Raw genomic sequence first — 16,142 nt, 5'->3', positions numbered from 1 at the left:
GTCTTAATAATCAGCGGCAACGTTGACGTCCATAAATGCCCGTCCTGGCCCGGAGGGTCGCATGAAACGCTCCAGATCCCTTGTCCTGTCCCTCGTCGCCGCCCTCGCGGCCACCCTCGGCGCGGCCTGGGTGGCGCTGCCCGCGTACGCCGCCGGCGCCACCGCCAGCTTCGTCAAGACCGCCGACTGGGGCTCCGGCTGGGAGGGGAAGTACACGATCACCAACGGCGGCAGCTCGACCATCAACGGCTGGAACCTGACCTTCGACCTGCCGTCCGGCACCACCCTCGGCAGCTACTGGGACGCGTTGCTCAGCTCGTCCGGCCAGCGGCACACCTTCACCAACAGGTCCTGGAACGGCACCGTCGCCCCGGGCGCGTCGGTCTCCTTCGGCTTCCTGGCCAGCGGCTCCGGTTCGCCGAGCGGCTGCCAGCTCAACGGCGTCTCCTGCGGTGGCGGCACCCCACCCACCACGCCCCCACCCACCACGCCCCCACCCACGACGCCTCCGCCGACCACGCCCCCGCCGACCGACCCGCCCACCGGTGGGTTGCCCAAGCACCTGCTCACCGGGTACTGGCACAACTTCGACAACCCCGCAGTCGAGCTGCGGCTTCGCGACGTCCCCGCCGAGTACGACCTGGTGGCGGTCGCCTTCGCCGAGGCCACCTCGACGCCCGGCGCGCTCACCTTCGGCGTCGACCCCGGACTGGCCGCCTCGCTCGGCGGCTACACCGACGCCGACTTCACCGCCGACGTCCGCACCCTGCACAGCCGGGGCAAGCGGGTGATCCTCTCCGTCGGCGGCGAGACCGGCCGGGTCACGGTGAACAACGCCGCCTCGGCCACCGCGTTCGCCGACACGGCCGCCGCGCTGATCGGCAGGTACGGCTTCGACGGGATCGACATCGACCTGGAGAACGGACTCAACCCGACGTACATGGCGCAGGCGTTGCGCGCCCTGCGGGCCAAGATCGGATCAGGCCTGATCATCGCGATGGCGCCGCAGACCATCGACATGCAGAACCCGGCCGGCGGCTACTTCAAGCTGGCGCTCGACATCAAGGACATCCTCACCGTCGTCAACACCCAGTACTACAACTCCGGCGCGATGCTCGGCTGCGACCAGAACGCCGCGTACGGCCAGGGCACCGTGAACTTCATCGTCGCGTTGGCCTGCATCCAGTTGGAGGCCGGGCTCCGCCCCGACCAGGTCGGCCTCGGCCTGCCCGCCGGAGCTGGGGCGGCCGGCGGCGGCATCGTCGCGCCCAGCGTGGTCAACGCGGCCCTGGACTGCCTGGCCCGGGGCACCAACTGCGGCAGCTTCCGCCCGCCGCGCACCTACCCGGGCATCCGGGGCGCGATGACCTGGTCGGTGAACTGGGACGTCAGCAACGGCAACGGCTTCGCCAACACGGTGGGACCGCACTTGGACACCCTGCCCTGACCACCCCGCTGGCCTTGCTAAACGCCAGCGGCACAGCGGATCAGCGACCGGCGGTCACCGACCGCCGGTCGTCGCGGCCCCGACGCTTGCGGACCTTGCGGATCGCCCAACTGACCACCATCACGACGAAGACCGCGATGATCGCGTAGTTGAACCAGTCGCTGTACCGTGCGACGTCCTGCCAACGGCTGCCCAGCGCATAGCCGGCCCCCACGATGAGACCGTTCCACACCCCGCTGCCGATCGTGGTGAGCAGGATGAACTCACCCATCGGCATCCGGTTGGCCCCGGCCGGCACGGAGACCAGGCTGCGGACCACCGGCACCACCCGGCCGATCAGCACCGCCCACCGGCCGTGCCGCTCGAACCACTTGTCGGCCCGTTCCAGGTCGTCGCTGTCCACCAGGGGAATATGGTCCAACCAGCGCTTGAGTCGTTCCTCGCCGAGCGCCGCGCCGAGCCAGTAGAGCACCAGCGCGCCGACCAGCGAACCGACTGTCGCGGCCAGCACCACGACGAAGACGTTGAACTTGCCCTCGTGCGCGAGGAAGCCGGCGAGCGCCAGCACGATCTCACTGGGGATCGGTGGGACGATGCTCTCCAGCGCCACCAGCAGCGCCACCCCGACCGGGCCCATCGCCTCGATCACCGAGGCCACCCAACCGGTCAACCCAGTGAATTCGGACGGATCGCCAGTCTGGGCGTACGCCATCGTCGTCCTTCCGGTCGGCTGTCGGGGATCGGAGGGTCATACCCAGCGGGGCCCGATTCACACCTCTGGGTGCAGCGCGGTGTCCGCCGGACCCTGCCGCCAACCGGTGAACACCACTGTCAGACCGGCGCGGGACGGCGCGCAGCAGAACGGGCCGGCCAGGGCCTCCGCCGTCGGGTCCAGCGGAGCGAGCCGGACCAGTCTCCACGATTCGGCGTCGACCCGGGCGCGAACGGTCACCGCGTCACCCGCCCGGCTGACCCGGACCGTCACCTCCCGGCCCGCCCACTCCGGCACCGGCGCCACCGACCAGTCGGAGAACTCCCGGGTCACCACAGCGCCGAGCTGCGCCTCGCCGTCGCTCACCTCGACGCCGGCCTTGGTCCAGGTGTGTTCGTCGACGCGGACGAGCGCGCCGGCCTGGTCGAACTGCGCCGAGAAGTCGAGCCGGAAGCTCACCTCCATCGCGGTGCCGACCGGCAGCGGCGCCAGCAGGGCCGGGCCGTCGTCGTGCACGAAACCGTAACTGGTCCGCCGCCAGAAGTCGCTCTCCGCGGCCGGCTCGACGACCAGTTCGCCGGCCGGGCCCTCCTCGACGCGTACCGGCGGGTGCAGCCAGCTGCCCCGGGACCAGTCCAACAACTCGCTTGGCGGTACGAGGTCGTTCTCCATGACGGGCACGCTAACCCACGGCGGTCGCCGGTCGGCCCGGCTGGTTTGCCGCGGTGATCAACTGGAGAGGTTTCTCCGGCATGGGTGACCGTTGGTATTCCGAAGCCGTCGTCTACTGCCTCGACATCGACACGTACGCCGACTCCGACGGCGACGGGGTCGGTGACATCCGTGGCCTGATCGGGAGGCTGGACTACCTGGCCCGCCTCGGCGTGACCTGCCTGTGGCTGCACCCGATCCACCCGTCACCCAACCGCGACGACGGCTACGACGCCACCGACTTCTACAACGTGGACCCGCGCTTCGGCACTCTCGGCGACTTCGCCGAGCTGCTGCACCAGGCGCAGAACCGGGGCATCCGCGTGATCATCGACCTGGTGGTCAACCACACCTCCGACGAGCACCCGTGGTTCCAGTCCGCCCGCTCCTCGCCGGACTCGCCCTACCGGGACTGGTACGTCTGGTCCGACACCGAACCGGCCGACCGGCACCAGGGCATGGTCTTCCCCGGCGAGCAGGACGAGACCTGGAGCTACGACCGGACCGCCAAGGCGTGGTTCTACCACCGGTTCTACAAGTTCCAGCCGGACCTCAACTTCGCCAACCCCCAGGTCCGGGACGAAGTCAAGAAGATCATGTCCTTCTGGCTCCAGCTCGGCGTCTCCGGCTTCCGGATGGACGCGGTGCCGTTCATCATCGAGCTGACCGAGCCGGGCAACCCGAACTCCCCGAAGGACTTCGAGTTCCTCACCGAGATGCGCCAACACGTCCAGTGGCGGCGCGGCGACGCCGTCCTGCTGGCCGAGGCGAACGTCGAGCCGGACCAGCTGCCGACGTTCTTCGGCGACGCCAGCGGTTCCGGCAACCGGATCCACATGCTCTTCGACTTCATGCTCAACGGGCGACTCATGCTCGCTCTGGCCCGCGAGGACCCGGAGTCGCTGATCGAGGCGCTGCGCGACACCCCGAAGCTGCCGGTCGGCGGGCAGTGGGCCACCTTCCTGCGTAACCACGACGAGATCGACCTGTCCCGGCTGACCACCGAACAACGCAACCAGGTGTACGCGAAGTTCGGCCCGGACGAGAACATGCGCATCTACGACCGGGGCATCCGTCGCCGCCTCGCCCCGATGCTCGGCAACGACCGACGGCGCATCGAACTGGCGTACGCCCTCCAGTTCTCGATGCGCGGCACGCCGGTGCTGCGGTACGGCGAGGAGATCGGGATGGGCGAGGACCTGTCGCTGCCCGGTCGCGAGGCGATCCGTACGCCGATGCAGTGGTCGTACCAGCCGAATGCCGGCTTCTCCACAGCGGACCCGGAGAAGCTGGTCCGTCCGGTTATCGACAAGGGTGAGTTCGGCTACCAGAGCGTCAACGTCACGGCCCAGCGCGGCGACGCCAAGTCGCTGCTCGCCTGGTTCGAGCGCATGATCCGTACGCTGCGGGAGGCCCCGGAGATCGGGTCCGGCTCGACGACCCACATCGACGTGGCGATGCCGGCCGGAGTGCTCGCGCACCGGGCCGACGGGCCGACCGGGACGATGGTCTTCGTGCACAACCTCGGCACCGACGACGTCGAGGTGGACCTCAGCAGCCTTGAGCCGGAGGCCGACCTGCCCATCGACGTGCTCGCCGACCGTGGCTACGGAGAGTTGGGCAAGCTCGGCGCGGTCAAGGTCTCCGGCCACGGATACCGGTGGATTCGCCTATGCCGAGGGTCGGCCTGTTGAGGTTAAGCTCCTCCGATCGACCCCAAGTTACCGGGAGGTAATCATGTCGGAGGAGTCCCGCGTCGCCATCGTCACCGGAGCCGCACGCGGCATCGGCGCGGCCACCGCCCGACGGCTGGCCGCCGACGGAATGGCCGTCGCCGTGGTCGACATCGAGGAGGCGGCCACCAAGGAGACGGTGGACGCCATCGCCGGGGCCGGTGGTCGGGCGCTCGGGGTGGGCGCCGACGTGTCCGACCGCGACCAGGTCGAGGCGGCGGTGAGCCGCGTCGCCGCCGAGCTGGGCGCGCCCACGGTGCTGGTCAACAACGCCGGTGTGCTCCGCGACAACCTGCTGTTCAAGATGACCAGTGCCGACTGGGACACGGTGATGGGGGTGCACCTGCGCGGCGCGTTCCTGTTCAGCCAGGCCGCCCAGAAGCACATGGTGGACCGGAAGTGGGGGCGGATCGTCAACCTCTCCAGCACCTCCGCGCTGGGCAACCGGGGCCAGGCGAACTACGCCGCCGCCAAGGCCGGTCTACAGGGCTTCACCAAGACGCTCGCCATCGAGCTGGGTCCGTTCGGGGTGACGGTGAACGCCGTCGCACCCGGCTTCATCGTCACCGACATGACAGCGGCCACCGCAGCCCGGATGAAGGTCGACTTCGACGACTTCCAGAAGCACGCCGCAGCCGAGATCCCGGTCCGCCGCCCGGGCCGCCCGGAGGACGTCGCGCACGCCATCTCGTTCCTGGCGAGCGAGGGCGCCGGCTTCGTCTCCGGTCAGGTCATCTACGTCGCGGGCGGCCCACGGGACTGACCCGTACCCCCGACGAGGGCGCTCCGGCGGACAAGCCGGCGCCCTCGTCGCCGGGTCAGGCGGGTGCGCGGCGGGTGCGCCAGAGCCAGATCAGGCCGAGCACCGGCAGCACCAGCGGGATGTAGCCGTACCCGCTGCCGAACTGCGACCAGACCGTCTCGTCCGGGAAGAGATCCTTGTCGACCAGGCTCAGGATGCCGACCGCGACCACCCCGACCAGCTCCACCGAGCAGCACGCCAGCGCGACCCGACGGCCGGTGTGCCCGGCGCGGGCCAACCCCACCGCCGCCACGATGTAGATGAGCGCGGCCACCCCGGAGAGCAGGTACGCCACCGGCGCCTCGTCGAACTTGGTGGCGATCTGCAAACCCGCCCGACTCGTCGCCGCGATCGCGAAGAGCAGGTAGACGGCGATCAGCAGCCGACCCGGGCCGGAGTTCGTGCGCTGTCGAGCCGATCCTGTCTCAACCACCGAGCACCTCCCAGGTCTGCTGCAACCGGACCACCACCACCGGGGCCACCAGGCAGACCGCGCACACGATCGCCGAGCCCCAGCGGGTCGGTTCCATCCGGGCCAGCACCCAGGCCAGTGGCGGTAGACACACCAGCGTGACCAGGTAGCCGAAGAAGGCGCCGGGCTCGCCGGGCCGATCCCCGCCGCCGACCGCGACGAGCGCCAGCACGCTCAACACCAGCAACGCCACTTCGAGTACGGCCAGACCGACGAACTGCACCCGGTCCGGCGGCCGGTGGCGTACCGCAGCCACCAGCGCCCACACCGCCACGAGCAGCGACAGCACGATCGGCACTGCCGCGACGATCCCGTCCACCGGCGAATCGACGCCCGCGCTGGTCACCGGCACCACCCGGTCGTTGCCTCGGTCACCGGCACAGCCTACTAACCGTCGTAGTAAAGGGGTGCCCTGCCTCTCCGCGTGTGACGCGCGCCGGTCGAGGGGTCCGCGGCCCCCGGTGCCCACCGGGCGTCAGCCGCCCGGGAAATGCAAGGTGAGCTGCTTCGATTGGTCGAACCCGCCGCCGTTGCGGCCGCCCGGGCGACTAGCGTGGATCACGTCCGTGGCGTTGTCGCGGTGCGGGGAAACAGCGGAGGTACACGTGCTGCGGTTCGGCTTGTTCGGCACCGGTCACTGGGCGATCGAGACGCACGGGAAGGCGCTGCACGCCCATCCCGACGCGGAGCTGGTCGGTGTGTGGGGTCGCAACCCGGAGCGGGCCTCCGCGCTGGCCGAGCGGTACGGGGTGCCCGCCTACGCCGACGTCGACGCGCTGATCGAGCAGTGCGAGGCGATCGCCGTCGCCCTGCCGCCGGACATCCAGGCCGACATCGCGGTCCGGGCGGCCCGCGCCGGTCGGCACCTGCTGCTGGACAAGCCGCTGGCGCTCAGCGTGGCCGACGCCGACCGGGTCGTGACCGCCGCCGAGGAGTCCGGGGTCGCCTCGGTCGTCTTCTTCACCCAGCGGTTCCAGCCGAACGTGACAGCGTTCCTCGCCGCCACCGCCGCCACCGCCGCCGCCGGGGGCTGGCAGCACGGCCGGACCACGGCGTTCGCCTCGATCTTCCAGGACGGCAGCCCGTACGGCGGCTCGTTGTGGCGTCGGGAGCACGGTGCGCTCTGGGACATCGCCCCGCACGCGCTCTCGATCCTCCTGCCGGTGCTGGGCCGGGTGACGCAGGTGGCGGCCATGGACGGACCGAGCGGGATGGTGCATCTGCTGCTCACCCACGAGGGCGGCGCCACGAGCAGCGCCTCGCTCTCCCTGGACGCCCCGACCGAGTCGATGGCCCGGGAGTTCGTGTTCTACGGCGAGAACGGCATCGAGAACGTCCCGTTCGGCGAGAACGACGCCGCCACCGCGTTCGGCGTCGCCATCGATCAACTCGTCGAGCAGGTGCGGGCGGGAACCCGGGACCACCGCTGCGACGTCCGCTTCGGCCGTGAGGTCGTCGCCATCCTCGCCGCCGCCGAAACCGCCCGAACCGAATCCCGCACCATCCCCCTCCCCTAACAACCCCCAACCCCCACCCCCCACCCCCCGGGCCCCACCCCCACCCGTCGACCCCGGTGATCATGGAGTTAGCGGCGCGACACGCCGTGGCGGATGGCAATAACCTCATGATCACCGGGGTGGGGCGGGGCGGGGCGGGGCTGGGCTGGGTGGGGTGGGGCGGGGCTGGGTGGGGCTGGGGTGGGGTTAGGTGGGGGTGGGCAGGGCGGCGTTGAGCTCGTCCGGGTTGTTGAACTGCTCGGGGGGTAGGGCCTGGAGCATCTGCAACATTGCCGTGCTGGCCCCGTTCTCCTGACCCCAGCGGATCAGGTCCTCCCGGGAGACCGGGTAGTCGAGCCCGGCCAGGTACTCCTGCAACTGAACCCCGGTGACGGTCATGTCGGCCGGCTACCCGCTCGCGGTGGTCGTACACCGGCTTGGTGGGAGCCCACGACGGCCCGGCGGCCGGCGTGTCGGCCCGCGACGCGCGCACGGTTTGCCGCTGCGGCGGTCGGGTAGCCGCTGGCATGCTGGTTCAGCGGCTCGGCGCGCCGAGCGATTTCGACCCGTTGCTGGAGCGCGTTCGCAACGCCCGGGTGGTGATGATCGGCGAGTCCACCCACGGCAGTTACGACTACTACCGGTTGCGCGAGCAGCTCACCCGCCGGTTGATCGCGGAGTGTGGTTTCTCCTTCGTCGCGGTGGAGGGTGACTGGCCCGACTGCGATCGGGTGCACCGGTCGGTGACGGCCGCGCCGGGTGGCGCGCTCGAACCGCAGATCGCACTCGACCAGTTTGAGCGATGGCCGACCTGGATGTGGGCCAATGCCGAGGTGGCCCGGTTCGCCAGCTGGCTGCGGGCCTGGAACGTGGAGCTGCCGGAGGAGCAACGGGCCGGGTTCCACGGCCTCGACGTGTACAGCCTCTGGGAGTCGATGCAGGCGATCTTCGACTACCTGGGGGAGGAGGACCCGAAGTCGCTGGAGGCGGCGCAGGACGCCTACCGGTGTTTCGAGCCGTACGGCAAGAGGGTCGAGGAGTACGGCGCGGCCAGCCGCTTCGTCTCCGCCCGGTGCGAGGAGGAGGTCGTCCGGTTGCTCGCCCGAACCCGTGAACACGCCCTCTCCGACGGCCCGGACCGTTTCTCGGCCTGGCAGAACGCGGAGGTGGTGGCCGGCGCCGAGCGCTACTACCGGGCGATGGTGGCCGGCGGGCCGGACTCGTGGAACATCCGCGACACCCACATGCAGGACACCCTGGACCGGCTGTTGGACCGGTACGGCCCGGACGCCCGGGGCGTCGTCTGGGCACACAACACGCACGTCGGAGATGCGCGGGCCACCGACATGGCCGCCGACGGGATGGTCAACATTGGGCAGTTGGCCCGGGAACGGCACGGCGAGGACGCGGTGGCCCTGGTCGGCTTCGGCAGCTACCGGGGCACGGTGATCGCCGCACCCCGCTGGGGTTCGCCGCCCGAGGCGATGGTGGTGCCCCCGGCTCGGGAGGGCTCGGTCGAGCGGCGGTTGCACGAGCTGATGCCGGAGCGGGCGGTGCTGATCTTCGGCGGCGACGATCAGCCGGGCTGGGTCACCGAAACCGTCGACCACCGGGCGATCGGGGTCGTCTACGACCCGTCGTTCGAGTCCTGGGGCAACTACGTGCCCACCCGGCTGGGCGACCGCTATGACGCCTTCATCTGGTGCGACGACACCACGGCCCTGCACCCGCTACCGGTGCCAGCGGCCCCCGGCGAAATGCAGACCTACCCAGCGGGAGTCTGACCAGGGCACGCTGGCGTCGATCATGGAGTTGTGGTGCTGGACGAAGGCCCCTGATCGGGGCACGACGGGCACCACAACTCCATGATCGACCGGGGTGGTGCGGTCAGACGTGCGTGGGGGTGCGGTCTTCCAGGTGGGTGCGCAGGCCTTCGCCCTCGATGTCCACGTTGGGCAGGGCGCGGTTGAGCCAGCGGGGCAGCCACCAGGCGCGGTCGCCGAGGAGCGACATGACCGCCGGGACGATGGTCATCCGGACCACGAACGCGTCGATGGCGACGCCGATGGCGAGCGCGAAGCCCATCGACTTGATCACCGGGTCCTCCAGGAACACGAAGCCCCCGAAGACCGAGATCATGATGAGCGCGGCGGCCGTGACCACCCGTGCGCCGTGCCCCATGCCGCTGATGGTGGCCTGTCGGGCCGTCTCACCGTGGACGAAGTCCTCCCGCATACGGGACACCAGGAACACCTCGTAGTCCATGGCGAGCCCGAACAGGATGCCGATGAGCAGGATCGGCAGGAAGCTGATCAGCGGGCCGGGCGTGTCCAGGCCGACGAGGTCGGCGAGGTGCCCCTGCTGGAAGACGGCCACCGTGATGCCGAACGTGGCGGCGACGGTGAGCAGGAAGCCCAGCGCCGCCTTGATCGGCACCAGCAGCGAGCGGAACACCAGCATCAGCAGCAGCACCGAGAGCCCGACCACCAGCAGCAGGTAGATCGGTAGCGCGTCGGAGAGCTTCTCGGAGACGTCGATGCCGATGGCGGTGACGCCGGTGAGCAGCACGTCCGCGTCGGGGATCCCGCTCGCCGCGCCACGGATGTCGTGCACCAGTGTCTCGGTGGCCTCGTCGGTCGGGCCGGTCTTGGGTACCACGCCGAGCAGCGCGGTCCGGCCGTCCGGGCTGAGCTGGGGCGGCGCCACCGCGAGGACGTTCTCGGTGCGCTGGAGCAGGGCGGTGACCTGCGGCACGGCCGCCGAGGTCGCCTGCGGGCTGTCACCGGCGACCACCACCGCGAGCCGGCCGGTGAAGCCCGGACCGAAGCCCTCGACGGTCAGGTCGTTCGCCACCCGGGCGGGTGAGCCGACGGCGGCCGTCGCGGCACCCGGCAGGGCCAGCCGCATGTCCGGCGTGGGCAGCGCGAGCAGCCCCAGACCGAGCAGGCCGACCAGGATGACCGGTACGCGGAACCTCGTGATCAGTCGCGCCCAGCGGAAACCGAACCGGTTGCGCTCGTCGGTCCTGGTCGGCGTCGCGGCCGGCCGGTCGGTGACGTCCGAGTCGTCCTCGTCGGTGGCGGTGCCGTCGGCGGCGGTGCCGTCGGTGGGGACGGAGCGGAGCCGGCGGGGGAGCACCCGGCGACCGGCGAAGCCGAGCAGCGCCGGCTGGAGGGTGATGGCGACCAGCACGGCGACGGTGACCGTGCCGGCGGCGGCGAGACCCATCACGGTGAGGAACGGAATGTCCACCACGGCGAGCCCGGCCAGGGCGATGACGACTGTGGCGCCGGCGAAGACCACTGCCGACCCGGCGGTACCCACGGCCCGGCCGACCGCCTCCTCCGGGGACAGTCCGTCGAGCAGGTTCTGCCGGTGCCGGGAGGTGATGAAGAGCGAGTAGTCGATGCCGACCGCGAGACCGAGCATCAGCGCCAGGATCGGCGCGGTGCTGGTGAGCTGGACGGCGCCGCTCAGCGCGAACAGTCCGGCCATGCCGGCGCCCACGCCGATCAGCGCGTTGAGCATCGTCATGCCGGCGGCGACCAGGGAACCGAAGGTGATGATCAGGACGATCGCGGCGACCAGCACGCCGAGCGCCTCGGTGGAGCCGATCTCCGGCTCACCGCCGAGCACCTCACCGCCGGGGGCGACCTGCCAGCCCTGTGCCCTGGCCGTTGCGCCAACCTCTTCGTACGCGGTGCGCTGCTCGTCGGTCACGTCGTCGCCGCCGGTGGCGAACTGGACCTGGACCAGCGCGTACCGACCGTTTGGTGAGACCGCGCCGACCTGGAGCGGATTGACCGCGCCGACCACGCCGGGCAGCGTCGAGGCCTCCTGGACGAGCTCCTGCACCACGGCCTGGCCCTGCGGGGTGGCCAGTTGGCCGTCGGCGGGCGCCTTGACCGTGATGGTGCCGGTGGCGCCGCTGGCCGCGGGGAACTGGTCGGCCAGCAGGTCGAGCGCGCGCTGGCTCTCGGTGCCGGGCATTGTGAAGTTGCTCGCCGTCGGGCCGCGCAGGGTCGCCGCGGCCAGGCCGGCGGCGACGAGTACGACGAGCCAGAGCGCGACGACGAGCCGTCGCCGGCGCAACGCGCCCCGGCCGAGCCGGTAGAGCAGGGTGGCCATCAGGAGTCCTTGTCCTCGGTCGTGGGTGGATGGGGCACTGGTGCGTCGACGGGTTCGACGGCCCGCCGGGCGAGGGTGAGCAGGGCGAGGCGCAGTTCGTCGTCGGGGATGTCGGCGAACTCGCCGCACGCCTCGGAGATGCCGGCGAGCAGCACCAGCGCGGCGATCCGCGCGCCTGGCCGGTCGGAGTGCCCGGCGAGGGCGTCCCGCAGCCGGTCGGAGATCTCCTGGATGTGCGCGAAGGCGGGCTGGCACAGCAGCTCCGGGAACTCGCCGCGCAGGACGGCGATCTCCTGTCGGAACCGCACCGCGAGGTCGACGAAGCCCCGTGCCGCGACCTCCTGGGCGGCAGCCCCGGTCAGGCCGTCGAGCTCGTCGTCGAGGCTGCGGAGCACCTCGATCGCGGGTGCCATCAGTTCGGCGAGCAGGGCTTCCTTGTTGGCGAAGTGGTAGAGCACCGTGGCCTTGGAGCAGCCGACCTCCCGGGCGATGTCCTGCAGGGAGGTGCCCCGGTAGCCGGTCACCGTGAACAGCCGCGCCGCCGCGGCGAGGATCTCGCCGTGCGTGTCGGGTATCGCTCTGCCCATGCCTGGTCCACCTCCCGCAGACCAGCATGCCTGACCGATCGGTCAGACCCTGACCGATCGGTCAGATGAAGGCGGTGGCGTTCACCACACTCCTGGCGGGTTTCGTCAGGCGTGCTCGGTGTCGTACCTGGTCCGGGCCTCGGCGATGGCCCGCCGATGCCGCTCGGCCCAACTGGTCAGCGCGACCAGTGACTCGTAGAGCTCCAGCGCCATCGGGGTGGCCTTGTACTCGACCTTGGGTGGGACGGTCGGGTAAACGGTGCGGTGCAGCAGGCCGTCCCGCTCCAGGTTGCGCAGCGTCAGCGTGAGCATCCGCCGGCTGATCCCCTCGATGTGCCGCTCCAGTTCGGTGAAGCGCACCGGGCCGTGCGAGGCGGCCACCAGGATCCCGATGCTCCACTTGCCGCCGACCCGGTCGAGCACCTCGCGGACGGTGCATGCGCGAGCCTGGCCCGGGGTGAACGGCACGTTCTCGGCCGAGCAGGTCAGCTCGGCCGTGACCAGCGCGGACACATCGCTGTTCCTCTGGGACATCAAAGTGCCTCCTTCCGCCGCTGTTAATGGTCACAGACGATGACCTCGGTAACAAACCGTGCACCAAGGAGGGTTCCGTGGAACGTGTCGTCCCATCCCGCTGGCCGGCGCTGCTGGTGCTCTGCGCCGGCAGCCTGATGATCATCCTGGATGGCACCGTCGTCGCGGTGGCGCTGCCCGCCATCCAACGCGACCTGGGCTTCAGTGCCACCGACCTGGCCTGGGTGGTGAACGCCTACCTGGTCGCGTTCGGCGGGCTGCTGCTGCTCGCCGGCCGGCTCGGAGATCTGCTGGGCCGGCGCAGGGTCTTCCTGGCCGGCGTCGCGATGTTCACAGTCGCCTCGCTGGCCTGCGCGCTCGCCACCGGACCGGCCCTGCTGGTGGGCGCACGGTTCGGGCAGGGCATCGGCGGCGCTCTGGCCATGGCGGTCAGCCTCGGCATGATCGTCCGGCTCTACCCCGAAGCAGCCGAGCGGGCCCGCGCCATCGCCGTCTTCAGCTTCACCGGCGCCGCCGGTGCGTCGGTCGGCACGGTCGCCGGAGGGGTGCTCACCGAGGCCGCCGGATGGCGGACCATCTTCCTGGTCAACGTGCCGATCGGGGCGGTCATCCTCATCGCGTCCCTGCGCCGGCTGCCGGCCGAACGAGGGATCGGCCTGCGCGCCGGCCTGGACCTGCCCGGCGCGCTGCTCGCCACCGCCGGTCTGATGGCCGCCGTGTGGGGCATCGTCGGAACGGGCGAGCACGGCTGGACCAGTCCCCGGACGCTCGGCGCGGTGGCCCTCGCGGTGCTGCTGCTCGGCGGGTTCGCGCTGCGCCAACGGGTGGCGGCGGCCCCGCTCGTGCCGTCCCGGGTGCTGCGCGTCCCGGGCCTGGTGGCGGCGAACGCCGTGCAGTTCCTCATGGTCTGCGCGTACTTCGGGTTCCAGTTCCTGCTCGCCGTGGAGCTGCAACTGGTGCTGGGGTTGGATGCCGCCGCGACCGGCTGGGCCTTCCTGCCCACCCCGGTCGTGATCGCCGTGGTCTCGCTCGGCCTGGCCGGTCGACTGATCGCCCGCTTCGGTGCCCGGATGGTCCTGCTGGTCGGGCTCGGCCTGGCGAGCGTGGGCTTCCTCCTGCTCGCCCGGCTCCCCGCCGACGGCGTCTACGTCGCTGACGTACTCCCCGCGATGTTGATCTTTGGGGTGGCCGGCGGCCTGACCCTGCCGGCGGTCACCACGGCGGCCATGGCCGGCGCGACCGACACCGACGCCGGGCTCGCCTCCGGCCTGGTCAACACCACCCAACAGGTAGGCGGGGCGGTCGGCCTGGCCGCGCTGGCCACCGTTGCCGCCACCCGCACCGACGGGCTGCGGGCCACCGGCTGGGCCGAGACCGCCGCGCTCGCCGGCGGCTACCGGACGGCGTTCGCCGTGGCCGTGGGTCTCGTGGTCGCCGCGTGGCTGGTGGCGCTGACCACAGTGCCCCGACGCCCGGCCCGGCCGTCGCCGGCGGCCGACTCGTCGGAGCCGGCCGGGGCGGGTGCCGGAATCGATCCGTACCGGAGCGCCGCGTCCAGTTGACCGACGGCGGTGCGGCCGGGAGGGTGGTCGGGTGAGCAAGGCTGACGAGACCCGGGACGGCGTGGCCCTGACCAACCTGGACCAGCCGCTGTCCGACCGGGACGACACGACGAAGCGTGACCTGGTCGACTATCTCGACGCGGTCCGGGACCGGATCCTCCCGCAGCTGCGGGGCCGGCCGCTGTCGGTGATCAGGGTCCGCCCCGGCCAGCCGCCGTTCATGCAGAAGAACCTGCCCCGCTACACCCCGGACTGGGTCCGCCGGGCGCCGGTCTGGGCGGAGGCGTCGCACCGGGAGATCTCGTACGCCCTCTGTGACGACCGCCGCACCCTGCTCTGGTTCGCCAACCAGCGGGCGGTGGAGTACCACCCGACGCTGGCCACCGTGGCGGATCTGCACCGCCCGACCCACCTGATCCTCGACCTGGACCCGCCGGACGGCGACGGGTTCCGCGCGGCGGTCGACGCCGCCCTGCTGGTCCGTCAGGCGCTCGCCGACGCCGGCCTGGCCGGTGCGGTCAAGACCAGCGGGGCCAAGGGCGTGCACGTCTTCGTCCCGGTGACCGACGAACCAACGGCCGAGGAGCTGGCCGCCGCCACCCGGGCGCTCGCCGTCCGCGCCGAGCGGCTCGACCCGGCGCTGGCCACCACCGCCTACATCAAGGAGGACCGGGGCGGCCGGGTCTTCGTGGACGCCACCCGGGCGGGCGGGGCGACGGTGGCCGCCGCGTACAGCCCCCGGCTGCGCCCCGGGATGCCGGTCTCGTTCCCGGTCGACTGGGCGGACCTGACCGAGGTGACCCCCGCCGACTTCACCATCCGGACCGCGCCCGCGCTGCTCGCCGACGGTGACCCGTGGGCCGCGCTGATGCCGGCCCCGCAACCGCTCCCCGCCGACCTGGTCGCCGAGGGTCGGACCATCCCGGTCGCCCGGGTGCAGGCCATGCACGAGGGGAAGCGCCGGGCCCGCGCCCGCCGTGAGGCCGGCTGACCGGCCCGCCGGCCCGCCGGCCCCCGCCCGGCGAGCGGCGGATTGTCGGTGGGTTGTGGCACGATTTCGCAGGTGAGCAGCAAATCCGACGCGACCCAGCGACTGGCCGACCTGGCGCGGCTGCGCCGGGTCCGCGACCGGATCGACCGGGAGTACGCGTCTCCGTTGGATGTCGAGGCGCTCGCCCGTGGAGCGCACATGTCGGCCGGGCACCTCAGCCGTGAGTTCCGGCTCGCCTATGGCGAATCTCCCTACAGCTACCTCATGACCCGGCGGATCGAGCGGGCGATGGCCCTGTTGCGCCGTGGCGACCTGAGCGTCACCGACGTCTGTTTCGCTGTCGGTTGCTCGTCGTTGGGCACCTTCAGCACCCGCTTCACCGAGCTGGTGGGCGTGCCGCCCAGCGTCTACCGGCGGCAGGCGGCGCAGGCGACGGCCGGGATGCCGTCGTGCGTGGTGAAGCAGGTGACCAGACCGGTCAGGAATCGAGAAGCGCGGGTCGCCGAGCCGCAACTAGCGTGACCAGCATGGACATCACCATTCATTCGAGTTTCCTGCCGCACACCGACCCGGAGGCCTCGCTGGCCTTCTACCGCGACATCCTCGGCTTCGAGGTCCGCCTCGACGTCGGGTACGAGGGGATGCGGTGGATCACGGTCGGGCCGGTCGGCCAGCCCAGCACCGCCATCGTCCTGCACCCGCCGGCCGCCAACCCCGGCATCACCGACGACGAGCGGCAGACCATCCTCGAACTGATGGCCAAGGGCAGCTACTTCGGCGTCAACCTGGCCACGACCGACCTCGACGCCACCTTCGCCAAGCTGGAGGCCAGCGACGCCGAGGTCGTCCAGGAGCCGACCGATCAGCCGTACGGCGTGCGCGACTGTGCCTTCCGGGACCCGGCGGGCAATATGGTCCGCATCCAGGAAGTGCGCTGATTCCTGCGCGCCCGACAGATGGAGACACG

General features: G+C 71.3%; 17 protein-coding genes. 9 read left to right on the top strand and 8 right to left on the bottom strand.

Annotated features, from left to right (window positions below; genetic code table 11):
• Positions 1-61 precede the first annotated feature (61 nt).
• Positions 62-1,447, top strand: a complete 1,386-nt coding sequence (locus ACIBEF_RS01565; protein ID WP_396790209.1) for a chitinase — start codon at positions 62-64, stop codon at positions 1,445-1,447.
• Between the two features lie 40 nt (positions 1,448-1,487).
• Here ACIBEF_RS01565 and ACIBEF_RS01560 read toward each other — a convergent pair whose 3' ends face one another.
• Together ACIBEF_RS01560 and ACIBEF_RS01555 are read right to left on the bottom strand one after the other, a co-directional pair.
• Positions 1,488-2,159 (bottom strand): DedA family protein, encoded by a 672-nt coding sequence (locus ACIBEF_RS01560; RefSeq protein WP_396790207.1) that lies wholly within the window; start codon positions 2,157-2,159, stop codon positions 1,488-1,490.
• Positions 2,160-2,216: 57 nt separating this feature from the next.
• A complete protein-coding gene (locus ACIBEF_RS01555; RefSeq protein WP_396790205.1) occupies positions 2,217-2,831 on the bottom strand; it encodes a DUF1349 domain-containing protein in 615 nt (204 codons plus the stop codon).
• 80 nt (positions 2,832-2,911) lie between these two features.
• Here ACIBEF_RS01555 and ACIBEF_RS01550 point away from each other — a divergent pair, with 80 nt between their 5' ends.
• Together ACIBEF_RS01550 and fabG are read left to right on the top strand one after the other, a co-directional pair.
• Complete coding sequence (locus ACIBEF_RS01550) at positions 2,912-4,564, top strand: alpha-amylase family protein (RefSeq protein WP_396790429.1); 1,653 nt, start codon at positions 2,912-2,914, stop codon at positions 4,562-4,564.
• A 43-nt stretch (positions 4,565-4,607) separates the two neighbouring features.
• Positions 4,608-5,366: a 3-oxoacyl-ACP reductase FabG gene (gene fabG / locus ACIBEF_RS01545; RefSeq protein ID WP_396790203.1), complete on the top strand. Its 759-nt coding sequence runs from the start codon at positions 4,608-4,610 to the stop codon at positions 5,364-5,366.
• A gap of 55 nt (positions 5,367-5,421) precedes the next feature.
• Here the strand turns inward: fabG and ACIBEF_RS01540 are convergent, their stop codons facing one another.
• Positions 5,422-5,838 (bottom strand): hypothetical protein, encoded by a 417-nt coding sequence (locus ACIBEF_RS01540; RefSeq protein ID WP_355008104.1) that lies wholly within the window; start codon positions 5,836-5,838, stop codon positions 5,422-5,424.
• The gene (locus tag ACIBEF_RS01535) at positions 5,831-6,223 is read right to left on the bottom strand and encodes a hypothetical protein (protein ID WP_355008103.1); all 393 of its coding nucleotides are present in this window, start codon (positions 6,221-6,223) and stop codon (positions 5,831-5,833) included. The genes ACIBEF_RS01540 and ACIBEF_RS01535 overlap by 8 nt, the downstream gene beginning before the upstream one ends.
• 259 nt (positions 6,224-6,482) lie before the next feature.
• Here ACIBEF_RS01535 and ACIBEF_RS01530 point away from each other — a divergent pair, with 259 nt between their 5' ends.
• Positions 6,483-7,394: a Gfo/Idh/MocA family protein gene (locus ACIBEF_RS01530; RefSeq protein WP_396790201.1), complete on the top strand. Its 912-nt coding sequence runs from the start codon at positions 6,483-6,485 to the stop codon at positions 7,392-7,394.
• 186 nt (positions 7,395-7,580) lie between these two features.
• On the opposite strand, the gene ACIBEF_RS01525 is transcribed toward ACIBEF_RS01530, so the two are convergent.
• A complete protein-coding gene (locus ACIBEF_RS01525; RefSeq protein WP_396790200.1) occupies positions 7,581-7,772 on the bottom strand; it encodes a DUF2795 domain-containing protein in 192 nt (63 codons plus the stop codon).
• Between the two features lie 128 nt (positions 7,773-7,900).
• On the opposite strand from ACIBEF_RS01525, the gene ACIBEF_RS01520 reads away from it, so the two are divergent.
• The gene (locus ACIBEF_RS01520) at positions 7,901-9,157 is read left to right on the top strand and encodes an erythromycin esterase family protein (RefSeq protein ID WP_396790198.1); all 1,257 of its coding nucleotides are present in this window, start codon (positions 7,901-7,903) and stop codon (positions 9,155-9,157) included.
• 103 nt (positions 9,158-9,260) lie between these two features.
• Here ACIBEF_RS01520 and ACIBEF_RS01515 read toward each other — a convergent pair whose 3' ends face one another.
• From ACIBEF_RS01515 to ACIBEF_RS01505, 3 genes are all read right to left on the bottom strand, one after another.
• Positions 9,261-11,501, bottom strand: a complete 2,241-nt coding sequence (locus tag ACIBEF_RS01515; RefSeq protein WP_396790197.1) for an MMPL family transporter — start codon at positions 11,499-11,501, stop codon at positions 9,261-9,263.
• The gene (locus ACIBEF_RS01510; RefSeq protein WP_396790195.1) at positions 11,501-12,088 is read right to left on the bottom strand and encodes a TetR/AcrR family transcriptional regulator; all 588 of its coding nucleotides are present in this window, start codon (positions 12,086-12,088) and stop codon (positions 11,501-11,503) included. Before ACIBEF_RS01510 ends, ACIBEF_RS01515 begins: the two co-directional genes overlap by 1 nt.
• A gap of 105 nt (positions 12,089-12,193) precedes the next feature.
• A complete protein-coding gene (locus tag ACIBEF_RS01505; protein ID WP_396790193.1) occupies positions 12,194-12,625 on the bottom strand; it encodes a winged helix-turn-helix transcriptional regulator in 432 nt (143 codons plus the stop codon).
• 74 nt (positions 12,626-12,699) lie between these two features.
• Here ACIBEF_RS01505 and ACIBEF_RS01500 point away from each other — a divergent pair, with 74 nt between their 5' ends.
• The 4 genes from ACIBEF_RS01500 (at position 12,700) to ACIBEF_RS01485 (ending at position 16,113) form a co-directional block, all read left to right on the top strand.
• Complete coding sequence (locus ACIBEF_RS01500; RefSeq protein ID WP_396790191.1) at positions 12,700-14,184, top strand: MFS transporter; 1,485 nt, start codon at positions 12,700-12,702, stop codon at positions 14,182-14,184.
• Positions 14,185-14,215: 31 nt separating this feature from the next.
• Positions 14,216-15,175 (top strand): DNA polymerase domain-containing protein, encoded by a 960-nt coding sequence (locus tag ACIBEF_RS01495; protein ID WP_396790189.1) that lies wholly within the window; start codon positions 14,216-14,218, stop codon positions 15,173-15,175.
• Between the two features lie 72 nt (positions 15,176-15,247).
• The gene (locus tag ACIBEF_RS01490; RefSeq protein WP_396790187.1) at positions 15,248-15,697 is read left to right on the top strand and encodes a helix-turn-helix transcriptional regulator; all 450 of its coding nucleotides are present in this window, start codon (positions 15,248-15,250) and stop codon (positions 15,695-15,697) included.
• 5 nt (positions 15,698-15,702) lie between these two features.
• On the top strand, positions 15,703-16,113 hold the full coding sequence (locus ACIBEF_RS01485) for a VOC family protein (protein WP_396790185.1): 411 nt from the start codon (positions 15,703-15,705) through the stop codon (positions 16,111-16,113).
• Positions 16,114-16,142 lie beyond the last annotated feature (29 nt).

This window comes from Micromonospora sp. NPDC050795 (genome assembly GCF_044456785.1).
In the GTDB taxonomy this organism is placed as follows: Bacteria; Actinomycetota; Actinomycetes; order Mycobacteriales; family Micromonosporaceae; genus Micromonospora.
This window is presented reverse-complemented; position numbering and strand designations above follow the sequence as displayed.